Source organism: Nakamurella sp. GG22, assembly GCF_052976845.2.
Map to the genome: position 1 here is coordinate 63,730 of NZ_JBRIIO020000024.1, position 13,157 is coordinate 76,886.

Genomic DNA, 13,157 nt, shown 5'->3' on the forward strand with positions numbered 1-13,157 from the left:
CATGAGTTTCGGCTCGGGTGATCCCCGCAAGCGCCCCGGTTTGTTCGAATCGTTCCGCGCGGCCATGACGCCGCCGCCGCTGCCCGTGGACGACGGTCAACCGCTGCGGCCACCGCGCACCGTCATCGCGGCCACCGTGATGTCGATGCTCGCCGGCGTCGTCTTCCTGTTCATCGGCGGCGTCTCGTTGGCGACCACAGACGCCCAACTCGACAGTGCCGTCAAGGCCTACAACGACGCCATTGCGGAATGTGTGACGGACTTCGGCGGGATCGGTGACGCCGTCGTCGTCCCGGCCGGCGCCACCACGGACGATACGAGCCGTGCCGAGTCCTGCAAGCAGTACCGGCCGCTGACCGACGAGACGATCTCCGCGGCCAGGACGCAGAACATCATCATCAGCGTGATCATCGTCGTCATCGGGCTCATCGCCGCGGTGGGCGGCTGGTTCCTACGGTCCGGGACCGGATGGAGCCGGCTGACCGTCGCCGGCGCCGTGGTGCTGTCGATCATCGTGACCCTGTTCTTCCAGGTCTCGAACCTCTTCACGCTCGTGGCAACCCTGATCCTGATCATCGCGGTCATGCTGAGCTACATCGGCAAGGGTGGCGTCTACTTCGCGCAGCTCAAGGCCAGGCGCAAGGGGTGACTACAACGGGGGCCGGTGCCGAGAACGGGCTGATGCCGGCGCGGCCGGTCGATCCCGCGACGCCGGAACTCGCCGACGTGGCCACCCGGGTTGTGGCCCCGGGGCATGCGGCCCCCGGGCATGCGGCCCCCGGGGATGTGGCCACCGGGGCCGTTGCCACCGACGGTGTTGCCACCGAGGCTGTGGCCAAAGGAGCTGTTGTCACCGGGGCCGTTGCCACCGGGGGTGTTGGCGCCGAGGCTGTTGCGACCGAGGACGGGTCCGGACGGGCCGGCTCCGCGCTGCGGGCCGGTGTCGCTTTCGTGGCGAGCATCGCGTCCGCTGTGTCGGCGCTGCTGCTGGTACGCAACGGGATCAGGACGGACGAGTTCCCACCCTTCCTGCCCGGCACGACCGAGACGCCCATCACCCGCTACTCCGGCCCGTGGATCACCGCCGGTGCGGGGGCCGCCCTGCTCGCGGTGCTGTTCCTGCTGTTCGCGGTCGCCGACATCGTTCGCTGGTCGCGTTCACGCCCGGGAGGCACCGCGACGTGATCGGGCCGACATGGCCGTGAGCACCGAAGCCCGCCGAGCCTGGAACAATTCAAGTGTGCCCACTGCCCTGCTCGCCGCCGCCGGTCGGATCCGGTGAGCGCGACCGTCGTCCACCTGCTCCGTCACGGCAAGGTGCACAACCCCGGCAACATCCTGTACGGCCGGCTGCCCGGGTACAGGCTCGCGGCGTCCGGCCAGGCAATGGCCGCCGGGGTCTCCGATCACCTCGCCGGGGCAGACATCACCTATCTCGCTGCCTCCTCCCTGCAGCGAGCGCAGGAGACGGCGGCGCCGCTCGCCGATCGGTTCGGGCTCTCCGTCGTCACCGATGATCGGGTCATCGAAGCGGCGAACGTCTTCGAGGGCAGGGAATTCGGATTCAACCGGTACACCCTCGGCCCGCAGAGCTGGACGAAGTTCCGAGACCCCCGGCTGCCCTCGTGGGGGGAGCCCTACCTGGAGATCGCGCACCGGATGCTCGCCGCCATCTACGACGCCGTGCACGCGGCGGAAGGGCATCAGGCGGTGCTGGTTTCGCACCAGCTGCCGATCGTCACGGCCCGCCGGTATCTGCAGGGCAGCCGGCTCTGGCACGACCCCCGGCACCGCAATTGCACGGTGGCCTCGCTGACGTCGATGTCCTTCACCGATGGTGTCTTCACGGGCGTCAGCTACTCCGAACCCGTTCGGCACATCGCGGCCGTCAACGATCCGGACGTCGAGATGCTCGTGCCGCCGCCGGTCGGGCAGGCGTGATGGCGGGCGTGACCGCGGGCTCGATCGCGGACCGACAGCGCCGTCCCTGGCTGCACCGGTTCGTCGCCGCAGCGGCTGTCGCGGTGCTCGCATCGGGTGTCGCCGCGTGCAGCACCGGCAACGACGCCACCGTTTTCGGCGGCTCCTTCACCTTCGTCTCGCCGGGCGGCAAAACCGAATTCGCCTACCCGGTCGCCGAACGCGGCACGGTCGGTGAGCTGTCCGGACCGGACCTCACCGGTGACGGCACCATCGCCCTGGCCGATTACGCGGGCAAGGTCGTCGTGCTGAACTTCTGGGGATCATGGTGCGGGCCCTGCCGGGCCGAGGCTCCCGACCTCGAGGAGGCGGCGACCGCGCTCGCGGGCCAGGGGGTGCAGTTCCTCGGCGTCAATGTCAAGGACACCAGGGCGGCCGGCGCCGACTTCGTCACCAGCAAGGGCGTGTCCTACCCGTCGATCTACGACCCGTCGATGCGTACACTGCTGTCCATCCGCGGCTTCCCGACCGGATCGATCCCGTCGACGATCATCATCGACAAGCAAGGTCGGGTCGCGCACGTCTGGCTCGAGGAGATCACCGACTCCGCGCAGCTCGTCGACACGGTGTCTGCGATCGCGGCCGAGAGTGCCTGAGCGGCAACGGGAATGACGACACTGACGGACACCGTGATCTCCGGGCCGTATCTGCTCGCGGCGCTGCTAGCACTGGCGGCGGGTGCCGTCTCGTTCGCCTCGCCGTGTGTGATCCCGCTCGTTCCCGGCTACCTGGCCTACCTCGCATCCCTCGTCGGCGCGGAGGCCGCCGTCCCCGTTGTGTCGGGCGCCGGCAGCGCGTCCGGTGCCGGGCCCGGGTCTGGTTCTGGCTCCGGTGCCCGGCCCGAGGCGCGGGTGCCCATCGGCGTCCGGAGCAGGGCGGTCAGCGCCACGGCACTGTTCGTGCTCGGGTTCACCGTCGTCTTCATGGCGCAGTCCGTCGCGGTGATCGGGTTCTCCCGCGCACTGCTGGTCAACAGCGAGACGCTGATGCGGGTCGGCGGGGCGGTGACGATCGTGATGGGTTTCGTCATGCTCGGCCTGATCCGCCCGCTGCAGGCCGAACGCCGGTTGCATGTCCGGCCCAAGGGTCGGGTTCTCGGCGCGCCGTTGCTCGGCGCGGTGTTCGCCTTCGGCTGGACCGTCTGCCTCGGGCCGACACTGGTGGGCGTGCTGTCGCTCGCGAATGCGTCCGACTGGGGCGGATCGGCGTGGCGGGGGCTGTCCCTCGTGCTGTTCTACTGTGCCGGGCTCGGCATCCCGTTCCTGCTGCTCGCGTTCGGCGCCAGCTGGGCGACCAACGCGATGGGCTTCCTGCGGCGGCACAGCAGGACGATCCAGGTGATCGGAGCGGTCAGCCTGATCGTCCTCGGCACGCTGATGCTCACCGGTGTGTGGGGCACGTTCATCGCCTGGCTGCAGGGCCGCTTCGCCGGAATCGAGACGCTACTGTGACCGTCCGGGACACGACGCACGTCGGCTCCGGCGGCCTGCTCGACGCCGAGCCCGACGGAACCGCGCCCGCCGCCGACGGCTCAGCCGGCCCGCGGGTGCGACGGCAGAATTCGCTCGGCCGCGCGGGAGCGATGGTCCGGAACCTCTGGCGTCAACTCACCAGCATGCGGACCGCACTGATCCTGCTGTTCCTGCTCGCCCTCGCGTCGCTGCCCGGGGCGTTGCTGCCGCAGTGGTCGCTGAACTCGGCCAAGACCGGGCAGTACATCCTCGATCACCCGACAATCGGGCCGTGGCTCGACCGGTTCGGGTTCTTCGAGGTCTTCGCGTCCCCCTGGTACGCGGCCATCTACCTGCTGCTGTTCGTGTCGCTGATCGGGTGCCTGCTGCCGCGCACCATCGAGTTCGCCGGCCAGGTGCGGATGCCGCCGGTGGCGACCCCGCGCAACCTGTTCCGGCTGCCCCATCACTACGGCGCCGAGGTCGCGGGCTCGCCGGGCGAGGTCGCCGATCGGATCACCACGGGCCTCCGCGGCTGGCGGATCGCCCGGCGCACCGAGCAGCGGCCCGGTGCCGGGGGTGACGCCGGTGACGGGACGGTCCTCACCATCTCGGCCGAGAAAGGTTACCTGCGCGAGGTCGGCAACCTGGTCTTCCATCTGTCCCTCGTCGGCCTGCTCGTCGCAATCGCCGTCGGCAAGCTCGTCGGTTACGAAGGCTCCGTGATCGTCAACGTCGGGTCGCAGTTCTGTTCGACGTCACCGGCGTCCTACGACAACTTCCGGCCCGGACTGCTCGTCGACGGCACCCAACTCTCGCCGTTCTGCGTCGATGTCGAGCAGTTCACCGCCAGCTATACCGACGCCGGCCAGGCCAGCGGATTCCTCGCGAAGGTCCGTTCGCAGAGCGGCGCCGACGCCGGGAGCGACCGGTGGCAGTCGGCCGATCTGCAGGTGAACGACCCGCTGCGGCTGGACGGCGAGCGGCTGTACCTGCTCGGTCACGGATTCACCCCGCACTTTCGGATCACCTACCCGGACGGCACCGTCAGGGACTACTCGCAGCCGTTCGCGCCCGCCGCGAACGACCCCAACTTCACCTCCGAGGGCGCCGTCAAGGTGCTCGACCCGCCCGGCGCGACCGGTGACGAGGTCCGCAAGCAGCAGCTGGCGATCGTCGGCATCTTCGCCCCGACCGCGACGCTGCACGGCGGCATCATGACGTCGTCCTTCCCGGCCCCCGACAACCCGGGGGTCGCCGTGGACATCTACCGCGGTGACCTCGGCATGGAGGGCGGGCGCTCGCAGTCCGTCTTCTCCATCGACACCGCCCAGGTTGATCGCGGCCTGTTGACGAAACAGGCGCGGACGAACCTGACGGTCGGCGAGTCGGTGACCCTGGACGACGGCACCTCGATCACCTTCACCGGCTTCAACGAGTGGGTGTCGCTGCAGACCTCGTTCGACCCCGCGCAGGTCTGGGCTCTGGTTTTCTCCGTCACCCTGCTGGTCGGATTGATGGTGTCGCTGATCTGCAAGCGCCGGCGGGTGTGGTTCAGGTTGCGGCCCGCCGGGGGCGCGGTCCATGGTGCGGGTGCCGGCGAATCGGATCGTGCCGGCGGTGGAGTCGGGGTCCGCGCGGACCGTACCGTGGTGGAGATCGGCGGCCTGGCCCGCACCGATCAAGCCGGGTACGGCGAGGAGTTCGAGAAGCTCGCCGGCCTGGTCGAGGCACCCGACACGGCCGGTCGCCGTCGATGAGGTTCTCGATACGCGGTGGTTGGGGCGCGACGGGAGTCGCAGCCGGAGTGGGACAGCGGGCGCACGCCCGGCACGCGCAGGAAGAGGAAGCGACGTCATGAACGAAACCTGGGCACAGATCTCCGACCTTGCCTTCGAGGCGGCACTCGCCGGCTACGTCGTCGCGCTGGTCTGCTATGCCATCGAGTTCGCGTCGCGCCGCGGCGGTGACGTTCCCGCGGACCAGGTCGGGTCCGCCGTCGGCGCCCGCTCGGCCTCGGCCGCTGCAGGACGGGGGGCGACCTCCACCCTGACCCGACCCGGCGGCCCCGACCCGGCCGTCATCGGAGCGCTGCCCGCGCGCGAGCGCGCGCCGTGGGGCGAGCGGTTCGGCCGCGCCGCCGTCGTCGTCACCACGGTTGGACTGTTGGCCAACCTGCTGTCGATCGTCGCCCGCGGCATCGCCACCGGCCGGCTCCCACTCGGGAACATGTACGAGTTCACCTCGGTCATCTGCGCCGCCGCCGTGCTCTGCTGGCTCGTCGTGCTGGCCCGCACCGGCGCCCGGACGATGGGGATGTTCGTCCTGCTCCCGGTGGTCGTCCTGATGTTCGTCGCCGGCACCGTGCTCTACGTGCCGGCAGCGCCTCTGGTCCCCGCCCTGAACTCCTACTGGAAGTGGATTCACGTCACCACGGTCGCGCTCTCCTCGAGCGTGCTCATGGTCAGTGGCGCTGCCTCGGTGTTGTACCTGCTGCGTGGCCGGGTGGACCGTCGGGCGAGCGATGCGCTGGCGGTCCAAAAGCCCGCGACCGGTACTCAGACCGGGCGGGCCACCGATTCCGGGGCCCAGGTTGACGCCTCCGTTCCGGTGCTCAGCGCCCCGGCCCGCCAGTCGGTGTTCGGTCGCCTGCCGTCCACCGCGACGCTGGACCGGATCGCCTACCGCACTGCGATCGTGGCGTTTCCCGTCTACACCTTCGCGGTCATCGCCGGTGCGATGTGGGCAGAGGTGGCCTGGGGGCGGTACTGGGGCTGGGACCCGAAGGAGACCTGTGCCTTCATCACCTGGGTCATCTACGCCGCATACCTGCACGCCCGTTCGACCGCCGGATGGCGCGGGCGCCGCGCCGCCTGGATCTCGGTCGTCGGGTTCGCGTCCATCCTGTTCAACTTGTTCTTCATCAACATGGTGGTCTCGGGCCTGCACTCCTACGCCGGCCTGAATTGACCCGGGGCGCTTTGAAGGGGCACTCCCGCCGTCCGATACAGCAGCAGCCCGGCCACCCGGCCGGGCTGCTGTTTGTTGTGAGATTGTCTGCCCTTGATCGGGGCTGTCGCGGGCTGCCGCGCCGGGCGGTGCCTGCGCGGTGCGCGTAGCGGGCTTGTTTAGGCCCTTGGCCTATCGCGCTGGGCCCTTGAGACGGTGAGGCAGTGGACGGTGAGGCAGTGGACGGTGAGGCAGTGGACGGTGAGGCAGTGGACGGTGAGGCAGTGGACGGTGAGGCCCTGGAGGGTGAAGCCGTGGAGCGTGAGGCCGTGGGCCGTGCGGAAGCCTGGGCTCCGATGTGCTCGAGCCGGGCACTCTGGCAACACGGAAGCCGATGTTGTGCGTATCGCTCAGTGTTGACGTGGTCGGGCAGGTGGGATCGCCCCGCTCCGGAAAGATCAGCCCGACTTGTCCTCGCCGCGCAACTTCCGGTCGATCTCGTTGAGGAACTCCGGATCGTCGTCGGGTGCGAGGGTGCGGGTCGGACGGGACGGGCGCTGGGGCCTGCTCAGGCCGGGACCGGAAGAGTCGCCGCCAGGGGTCCGTGCGCCGATACCGCGCCAGGCCAGCGCGATCACCAGAATCGTCACGGCAATCGCCACGAGCATGTACATCGGCCACCTCCTTCTCTGCTGATCAGAGTACGCACATCCCGTGCCGATCGACTGGCCCAATGTGGGTGACTCGTTCCGCACCGGTCAAGGACGGTGCGACAGGCGGTCATCGAAGATCCACTTGGCCGGCGGCTCACAGACCGGCCGGTGATCAGAACCCTCGGACAGCGCAGCGCCCCGGATCGCCGAGGCGATCCGGGGCGCTGTGTCAGTGCTGTGGTGTCACGCGTGGTGCTGCCAGGGCCACGCCCTGCTCACCGTGCGGCAGTACCGCGCGAGCACGTTGCACGGCCGAATGGTGCAGGCCGATGCCCGTGATGCGCGCAGAGCGCACCACGCTGCAGCAAGATCAGGCTGTCGAACGCGAGGCATCGACAGTGAGGTCTGCAAGCAGAGCGCTCACCTCCGACTCGCGAAATCTGCGATGTCCACCAGGAGTCCTGATCGAACCGATACGACCGGCGGAAGCCCACCGGGTCACGGTCTTGGGATCTACCCTGAACATCAGGGCAACCTCTCCTGGGGTCAGCAACCTCTCAGAATCCATGGTCACGTGCCACCTCCTACTCGGGCCCCGACTGGCCTCGTCCGCCGGGTCGGCGTTTGTCCATTGTGCGGCATTCGATGCGATTTGTGCGGACAATCTTTGTGTACTTCCGGCTGCCGCACGACGGCCTTGGTACGTGTTGCCCGATTCTACGTTGACAAGTGCCTTAGTAGGGATCGGGTTTCGCAGACCTAGTTACCCCTGCCGAGAACCGGCTAAACACCCCAATCCGACGAGAGTTTCTTTTTTTCCTGGGGCCGGCGGGGGCCCGGGAGGTGGGTGCCGGATGTGCGCCGGTCGCGGCTACGGTTGCGTTCCGGATCCAAGGGGGAAGGCGGTGCCCAGGTGGACGCGGTGGATCGCCGGTTGGTCGACGCCCTTCGTCGGGACGGCCGCGCCAGTTACGCGGAGCTCGCGAGGCTCGTCGGGTTGTCGTCGTCAGCTGTGCACGAGCGCGTCAGCAAGTTGGAGTCGACCGGGGTGATCACCGGTTTCCGGGCGATCGTCAACCCACACACCATCGGTCTCGGCGTCACCGCGCTGGTCGGCATCGAACCGGGGGAGTACGGCCGCGACGAGCTGATTGCCGCGGCACTCGAGGCCATTCCCGAGGTCGAGAGCTGCTATGGCGTTGCCGGTGACGAGGCCTTCGTCGTCCAGGTGCGGGTTGCCAGCGTCGACCATCTGCACCGGTGCATCGGTCAGTTGCGGGCGATCGACGGGGTCGCCCGTACGAGGACGACAGTCGTGTTGGCCACCCGCTTCGAGCACCGTCCGACCGGCGACAGCGCGGTCACCGAGGAGCGGTGATCCCGGCGCTCGCCGCGCGGTGGTCCGCGCCCGGGAGCGCAGTTCGCGCGGCTCGTTACCCTGGGGCCGTGGATGCAGCAGCGAGGGGCGCGGTGCCCGACAACCCGGTGCCGAACGATCCGAGCCCGGCCGTTCCGGATCCGACGGGTGCGCGGCTGTCTGCCGACGACGGCGTTGCCACGGCTGGTCCGGCTGCAACCGGTGCAGGTGCAGGCCGCGCAGCTGCGGATGGTGTCGTTGCGGGTGATGTCGTTGCGGGCGGTGTCGACGAGGGAGTTGCTGAAAGCGGCGATCCCGGACGTGGTGATCCCGATAGTCGCACTCCCGGCGGTCGCACTCCCGGCGGTGAGAATGCCGACCGCAGCAGTCTCGGAAGCCGAGCGGGAACGTCATCGCTGTTCGGTGCGATCGCCCTCTACAGCGTCCTGCGAATCAGCCTGGTGGTCGTCCTGACCGCGGTGCTGATGATCTTCATGCCGCTGATCGTCGCCCTGATGTTCGCCATCATCGTGCAGTTGCCGCTCGCCTGGCTGTTGTTCTCCGGTCCGAGGCGCAGGGTGAACGAGGCGATCGCTCTCGCGTCACAGCAGCGGCGGGCCGAGCGGGCTCGGCTGCAGGCAGCGCTCACCGGCGACGACGTCATCGAGTGATTCCGCCGACACGGCGCGTTCTAGGCTGAGCAGCATGACTTTCGCCGCCCCGGATACCGCCGACCGGGCGCACCCGCAATGACCGCAACCCATCCGGCGGCGGTGTCCGTCCGGCTGCCTCATCTGCTTGCCGACCTCGAGGCGCTCGTCCGCTGCGAGTCACCGTCGGCCGATCTCGCGGCCGTCCGGCAGAGCGCCGACCTGATCGCCGTCATCGGCGCCGACCGGCTCGGCGTGGAGCCCGACCGGATCGAGGTGGACGGCTGCAGTCACCTGCGCTGGCGGTTCGGGCCGGGACCGAACCGGGTCGTCATCCTCGCTCACCACGACACCGTGTGGCCGCTCGGCTCGCTCGCCGGCCACCCCTGGTCGGTCGACGGCGCTGTGGTTCGCGGGCCGGGCACCGTCGACATGAAGGCTGGTCTCGTGCAGGCCCTGCACGCGCTCGGCGTGCTCATCGACCGCGATGTCCCGCTGGACGGTGTGTGCCTGCTGGTCACCGGGGACGAGGAGATCGGCTCACCGACGTCGCGCGCGCTGATCGAGGAGGAAGCCCGTGGCTGCGAGGCGTGTTTCGTCCTCGAGGGCGCGGGACCGGGTGGGTCGCTGAAGACCGGCCGCAAGGGCACGTCGCTGTACCGGGTCGACATCGCGGGCCGAGCCGCCCACGCGGGCGGGGAGCCGGAGAAAGGCATCAATTCGTCCGTCGAGCTCGCCCACGTGATCCTCGCGACGGCCGTTCTCGGGGACCGCCGGCTGGGCACCAGTGTGACGCCGACCGTCGCGGCGTCCGGCACCACCACGAACACCGTGCCGGCGGCCGCGCACCTCCAGATCGATGTGCGGGCCAGGACGGTGGCGGAGCAGTGGCGGGTGCACGAGGCGATGCAGCAGTTGCGGCCGACCCTGCCCGGTGCGGTGCTCACGGTGCACGGCGAGCCGAATCGCCCACCCATGGAGCCGACGTCGGGTGCCGCGCTGTTCGAGCGGGCACGGCTGCTGGCCCTGCGGGACGGCCTCGGGCACTTGACGGCGACGACCGTCGGCGGCGGATCGGACGGCAACTTCACCGCGGGCATCGGGGTGCCGACGCTGGACGGACTGGGCGCCGTCGGCGGCGGGGCGCACGCGGACAACGAGCACATCCTCGTCGATCATCTCGTCCCCCGAACCGCCCTGCTCGCGGCGTTGCTCGAGGATCTGCTCGTCGGGGGCCGATCGGGGAGCGGATCGGCGTCGGCATGACCCAGCAGGTCCCGGTCCGGACAGCCCGCGAGTTGCTCATCGGCGCAGCGACGACGGCTTCGGCCACCGCGGACCGGGCCGGCATCACAGTGCGTCCGCTGGAGACGCTCGAGCAGATGACCGCGGCGTGTGCGCTGCTCGGGCGGGTCTGGGGGATCGGGCCCGGGCAGGCGTTCGACCTTCAGCCGCACCTGCTCCGCGCGCTCGGGCACGGCGGCAATTATCTGGTCGGCGCGTACCGGACCGCGGACGACCGGCTCGTCGGGGCCAGTGCGGCGTTCTTCACCGAGCCACTCGGCGCGGCGATGCACTCACACATCACCGGCGTCATCCCTGGGGATGCCGGCCGCGGTGTCGGCGCCGCCCTGAAGTGGCACCAGCGGCAGTGGGCGCTGGAGCGTGGCCTGACCCGCATCACCTGGACCTTCGACCCGCTGATCGCCCGCAATTGCTTCTTCAACATCACCAGGCTCGGTGCACGCCCCGAGACGTACTTCGTCGACTTCTACGGGGCGATGGAGGACGCGTTCAACAAGGGACAGCCCAGTGACCGCATCGAGGTGGTCTGGCATCTCGGGTCGGCGACGACCTTGGACGCCGAGTCGGTGGCGCGGCAGGGGGCCGTCGGCTCGGACCCCGTCATCGGACCCCATGTCCCCGGCGCGCGGGCCGGCGGCGCCGCGGTCCTGCTCTCCGTCGGGCCGGACGGCGGTCCTGCCGCCGGACGTGGTCCCGGAGACGTCGAGACCGCGCTGATCGGGATCCCGGCCGACATCGAACGCGTTCGGCGGACGGAACCGGGCCTCGCACTGCGGTGGCGTTACGAGTTGCGTGCCGCGCTCGCCTTCCTCATGGCCGACAGATGTTGGACAGTCACAGGTTTCACCCGGGATGGTTGGTACCTGCTGGAGCGGACACCGCCCGGCGATGTGCGAAGGAGCTGATCGATGAAGATCACCGGTGTCGAACTCCGGCGGATCCGGATGCCGCTTGTCAGCCCTTTCGAGACCTCGTTCGGCGTCCAGCACGAGCGGATTGCCCTGCTGATCAGGGTGGTCGGTGAGCAGGCGGAGTACGACCGCTCGCCGATCGCCGTGCTCGGTTGGGGTGAGTGCGTCGCGATGGAGATGCCGATCTACAACTCCGAGTACATCGACGGCGCGGCCGATGTACTCCGGCGATTCCTGATCCCGCTGTTGCTCGCCGAGTGCGCCGCCGGCCGGGACGTCACCGCCGAGCTCGTGGAGCCGCTGCTCGCTCCGTTCGTCGGCCACCGGATGGCGAAGGCGGCGCTGGAGATGGCCGTCCTCGACGCACAGCTCCGCGGTACCGGCCGATCGCTCGCCTCGTACTTCGGGGCGACGCGGGCCTCGGTGCCGTCTGGTGTGTCGGTCGGGATACAGCCGTCACTCCCGGCTCTGCTCGACGTCGTCTCCGACTACCTCGCGCAGGGCTACGTGCGGATCAAGCTGAAGATCAGGCCCGGTTGGGACGTCGGCCCGGTGGAGGCGGTCCGCGAGCGGGTGGGTTCGCTCGTCGAGCTGCAGGTCGATGCCAACGCGTCCTACACCCTCGCGGATGCCCGGACCCTTCGGACGTTGGACGCGTTCGATCTGTTGCTGATCGAGCAGCCGCTCGCCGAGGACGACCTGCGCCAGCACGCCGAGTTGGCCCGGCTGATCAGCACGCCGATCTGCCTCGACGAATCCGTCGTGTCGGTTCGCGCGGCCGCGGACGCGATTGCGATGCGCGCCTGCCAGGTGATCAACATCAAGGCCGGGAGGGTGGGTGGCTACCTCGCCGCCCGACGGATGCACGACCTCTGCCGCGCCAACGGGATTCCGGTGTGGTGCGGGGGAATGCTCGAGACCGGTCTGGGACGTGCGGCGAACGTCGCACTGGCCGCACTGCCCGGATTCACCCTGACCGGGGACGTGTCCGCCTCCGATCGGTTCTTCACGAAGGACATCACCGAACCCTTCGTCCTCGACGACGGCCGGATCGACGTCCCGACCGGGCCCGGGCTGGGGGTGGAACCGATCCAGGACGCGCTGGACGAGTTCACCGTCGAAACGGAGTGGATTCAAGGCGCCTGACGGCTCGCCGTGCGCGCCACGACCGCCGCCCTCTGCCGCTTGTGAGCTTCGTCGGCGCCCTCACCGGCGCCGGCGCTGCTCAGGTCAGCGCGAGGATGCGTGGCCGCAGCCAGTCCACGGCGTTCTCCCGATCCGCGATCAGGTGTCTGGTCAGCAGCAGATGGTCCGGCGCGAGCACCCAGGCCCTCTTGGTCTGCACACCGACCACGGTGATCTTCAGGTCGAACGGCCGTGGCCGCCGCCCGAGCATGTCCGGGAGATCACGCACCAACGCGTTGAGGCCGATGGCCGGCGCCGACTGGGCGGCTCTCACCCGGGGATCGTCGTTCAGTCCGTCGGACCAGAGGCTCGCGTTGTAAAAGTGCCGCTGCATCAGCGCGCGCAGGTCCGGCACCTCTGACAACGCGACAAAAGCGGGTGGCCGAAAATCGTCGATGGCGCTCGTCCCGACCTCGAGCGCGTGCCTCCACCAGCGCGCCCACTGGCCGGCTGCGATCTCGAGATCGATGTCACGGCCGCCGAGCAGTCGCAGGCCGCCCGAACTCTGCACTTCGACGGGGCGGCGGGACCACACCGGCCAGACGTCGGCCGGTGGATCGAGGGGCGGGATCTGAGGTTCCGTCACCGGTTCGAGCCCTGCGACGTCGCGGACGTACAGCGCGATACGGAGCGCCTCCGGTTCCGCGATGGTGATCTTCCACCGCTGTGTTCCCGCGATGAACATTCACCCATGGTGCCAGCCGGGCCGTAACCGG

Annotated in this window: 15 protein-coding genes; 12 read left to right on the plus strand and 3 right to left on the minus strand. The window is 69.5% G+C overall.

All coding sequences use genetic code 11. The features are described from left to right. Nucleotide 1 precedes the first annotated feature (1 nt). The 7 genes from ACVBEQ_RS21200 (at nt 2) to ccsB (ending at nt 6,401) form a co-directional block, all read left to right on the plus strand. Nucleotides 2–649 carry a hypothetical protein gene (locus ACVBEQ_RS21200; RefSeq protein ID WP_447155388.1) on the plus strand — a complete coding sequence of 216 codons (648 nt, stop codon included), beginning with the start codon at nt 2–4 and terminating at the stop codon, nt 647–649. Next, nucleotides 646–1,185 carry a hypothetical protein gene (locus tag ACVBEQ_RS21205; RefSeq protein ID WP_447155389.1) on the plus strand — a complete coding sequence of 180 codons (540 nt, stop codon included), beginning with the start codon at nt 646–648 and terminating at the stop codon, nt 1,183–1,185. The genes ACVBEQ_RS21200 and ACVBEQ_RS21205 overlap by 4 nt, the downstream gene beginning before the upstream one ends. A 93-nt stretch (nt 1,186–1,278) precedes the next feature. Further along, nucleotides 1,279–1,941 carry a histidine phosphatase family protein gene (locus ACVBEQ_RS21210; RefSeq protein WP_447155390.1) on the plus strand — a complete coding sequence of 221 codons (663 nt, stop codon included), beginning with the start codon at nt 1,279–1,281 and terminating at the stop codon, nt 1,939–1,941. Further along, nucleotides 1,941–2,576 (plus strand): TlpA family protein disulfide reductase, encoded by a 636-nt coding sequence (locus ACVBEQ_RS21215; protein ID WP_447155391.1) that lies wholly within the window; start codon nt 1,941–1,943, stop codon nt 2,574–2,576. Before ACVBEQ_RS21210 ends, ACVBEQ_RS21215 begins: the two co-directional genes overlap by 1 nt. Before the next feature lie 12 nt (nt 2,577–2,588). Continuing rightward, nucleotides 2,589–3,431 carry a cytochrome c biogenesis CcdA family protein gene (locus ACVBEQ_RS21220; protein ID WP_447155392.1) on the plus strand — a complete coding sequence of 281 codons (843 nt, stop codon included), beginning with the start codon at nt 2,589–2,591 and terminating at the stop codon, nt 3,429–3,431. Next, nucleotides 3,428–5,191, plus strand: a complete 1,764-nt coding sequence (resB, locus tag ACVBEQ_RS21225) for a cytochrome c biogenesis protein ResB (protein ID WP_447155393.1) — start codon at nt 3,428–3,430, stop codon at nt 5,189–5,191. The genes ACVBEQ_RS21220 and resB overlap by 4 nt, the downstream gene beginning before the upstream one ends. Before the next feature lie 97 nt (nt 5,192–5,288). Beyond that, nucleotides 5,289–6,401, plus strand: a complete 1,113-nt coding sequence (gene ccsB, locus ACVBEQ_RS21230; protein ID WP_447155394.1) for a c-type cytochrome biogenesis protein CcsB — start codon at nt 5,289–5,291, stop codon at nt 6,399–6,401. A gap of 437 nt (nt 6,402–6,838) precedes the next feature. Here the strand turns inward: ccsB and ACVBEQ_RS21235 are convergent, their stop codons facing one another. Both ACVBEQ_RS21235 and ACVBEQ_RS21240 read right to left on the minus strand, forming a co-directional pair. Next, nucleotides 6,839–7,054 carry a hypothetical protein gene (locus tag ACVBEQ_RS21235; RefSeq protein ID WP_447155395.1) on the minus strand — a complete coding sequence of 72 codons (216 nt, stop codon included), beginning with the start codon at nt 7,052–7,054 and terminating at the stop codon, nt 6,839–6,841. A 349-nt stretch (nt 7,055–7,403) separates the two neighbouring features. Further along, on the minus strand, nt 7,404–7,601 hold the full coding sequence (locus tag ACVBEQ_RS21240) for a BldC family transcriptional regulator (protein WP_447155422.1): 198 nt from the start codon (nt 7,599–7,601) through the stop codon (nt 7,404–7,406). A 345-nt stretch (nt 7,602–7,946) separates the two neighbouring features. On the opposite strand from ACVBEQ_RS21240, the gene ACVBEQ_RS21245 reads away from it, so the two are divergent. The 5 genes from ACVBEQ_RS21245 (at nt 7,947) to menC (ending at nt 12,402) form a co-directional block, all read left to right on the plus strand. Beyond that, a complete protein-coding gene (locus ACVBEQ_RS21245; protein ID WP_447155396.1) occupies nt 7,947–8,411 on the plus strand; it encodes an Lrp/AsnC family transcriptional regulator in 465 nt (154 codons plus the stop codon). Nucleotides 8,412–8,479: 68 nt separating this feature from the next. Beyond that, the gene (locus ACVBEQ_RS21250) at nt 8,480–9,061 is read left to right on the plus strand and encodes a DUF4229 domain-containing protein (RefSeq protein ID WP_447155397.1); all 582 of its coding nucleotides are present in this window, start codon (nt 8,480–8,482) and stop codon (nt 9,059–9,061) included. Between the two features lie 78 nt (nt 9,062–9,139). Beyond that, on the plus strand, nt 9,140–10,306 hold the full coding sequence (locus tag ACVBEQ_RS21255; RefSeq protein ID WP_447155398.1) for a M20 family metallopeptidase: 1,167 nt from the start codon (nt 9,140–9,142) through the stop codon (nt 10,304–10,306). Further along, nucleotides 10,303–11,250, plus strand: a complete 948-nt coding sequence (locus ACVBEQ_RS21260) for a GNAT family N-acetyltransferase (protein ID WP_447155399.1) — start codon at nt 10,303–10,305, stop codon at nt 11,248–11,250. Before ACVBEQ_RS21255 ends, ACVBEQ_RS21260 begins: the two co-directional genes overlap by 4 nt. Nucleotides 11,251–11,253: 3 nt before the next feature. Further along, nucleotides 11,254–12,402 carry an o-succinylbenzoate synthase gene (menC, locus tag ACVBEQ_RS21265; protein ID WP_447155400.1) on the plus strand — a complete coding sequence of 383 codons (1,149 nt, stop codon included), beginning with the start codon at nt 11,254–11,256 and terminating at the stop codon, nt 12,400–12,402. A 79-nt stretch (nt 12,403–12,481) separates the two neighbouring features. Here the strand turns inward: menC and ACVBEQ_RS21270 are convergent, their stop codons facing one another. Next, nucleotides 12,482–13,126, minus strand: coding sequence for a hypothetical protein (locus ACVBEQ_RS21270; RefSeq protein ID WP_447155401.1), 645 nt, complete (start codon nt 13,124–13,126; stop codon nt 12,482–12,484). Nucleotides 13,127–13,157 lie beyond the last annotated feature (31 nt).

Bases quoted from the DNA above. Each gene is read 5' to 3' on its own strand.
- ACVBEQ_RS21200 (WP_447155388.1), top strand. From the start codon at position 2: ATGAGTTTCGGCTCGGGTGATCCCCGCAAGCGCCCCGGTTTGTTCGAA.
- ACVBEQ_RS21215 (WP_447155391.1), top strand. From the start codon at position 1,941: ATGGCGGGCGTGACCGCGGGCTCGATCGCGGACCGACAGCGCCGTCCC.
- ACVBEQ_RS21220 (WP_447155392.1), top strand. From the start codon at position 2,589: ATGACGACACTGACGGACACCGTGATCTCCGGGCCGTATCTGCTCGCG.
- ccsB (WP_447155394.1), top strand. From the start codon at position 5,289: ATGAACGAAACCTGGGCACAGATCTCCGACCTTGCCTTCGAGGCGGCA.
- ACVBEQ_RS21235 (WP_447155395.1), bottom strand. From the start codon at position 7,054: ATGTACATGCTCGTGGCGATTGCCGTGACGATTCTGGTGATCGCGCTG.
- ACVBEQ_RS21240 (WP_447155422.1), bottom strand. From the start codon at position 7,601: ATGGATTCTGAGAGGTTGCTGACCCCAGGAGAGGTTGCCCTGATGTTC.
- ACVBEQ_RS21255 (WP_447155398.1), top strand. From the start codon at position 9,140: ATGACCGCAACCCATCCGGCGGCGGTGTCCGTCCGGCTGCCTCATCTG.
- ACVBEQ_RS21260 (WP_447155399.1), top strand. From the start codon at position 10,303: ATGACCCAGCAGGTCCCGGTCCGGACAGCCCGCGAGTTGCTCATCGGC.
- menC (WP_447155400.1), top strand. From the start codon at position 11,254: ATGAAGATCACCGGTGTCGAACTCCGGCGGATCCGGATGCCGCTTGTC.
- ACVBEQ_RS21270 (WP_447155401.1), bottom strand. From the start codon at position 13,126: ATGTTCATCGCGGGAACACAGCGGTGGAAGATCACCATCGCGGAACCG.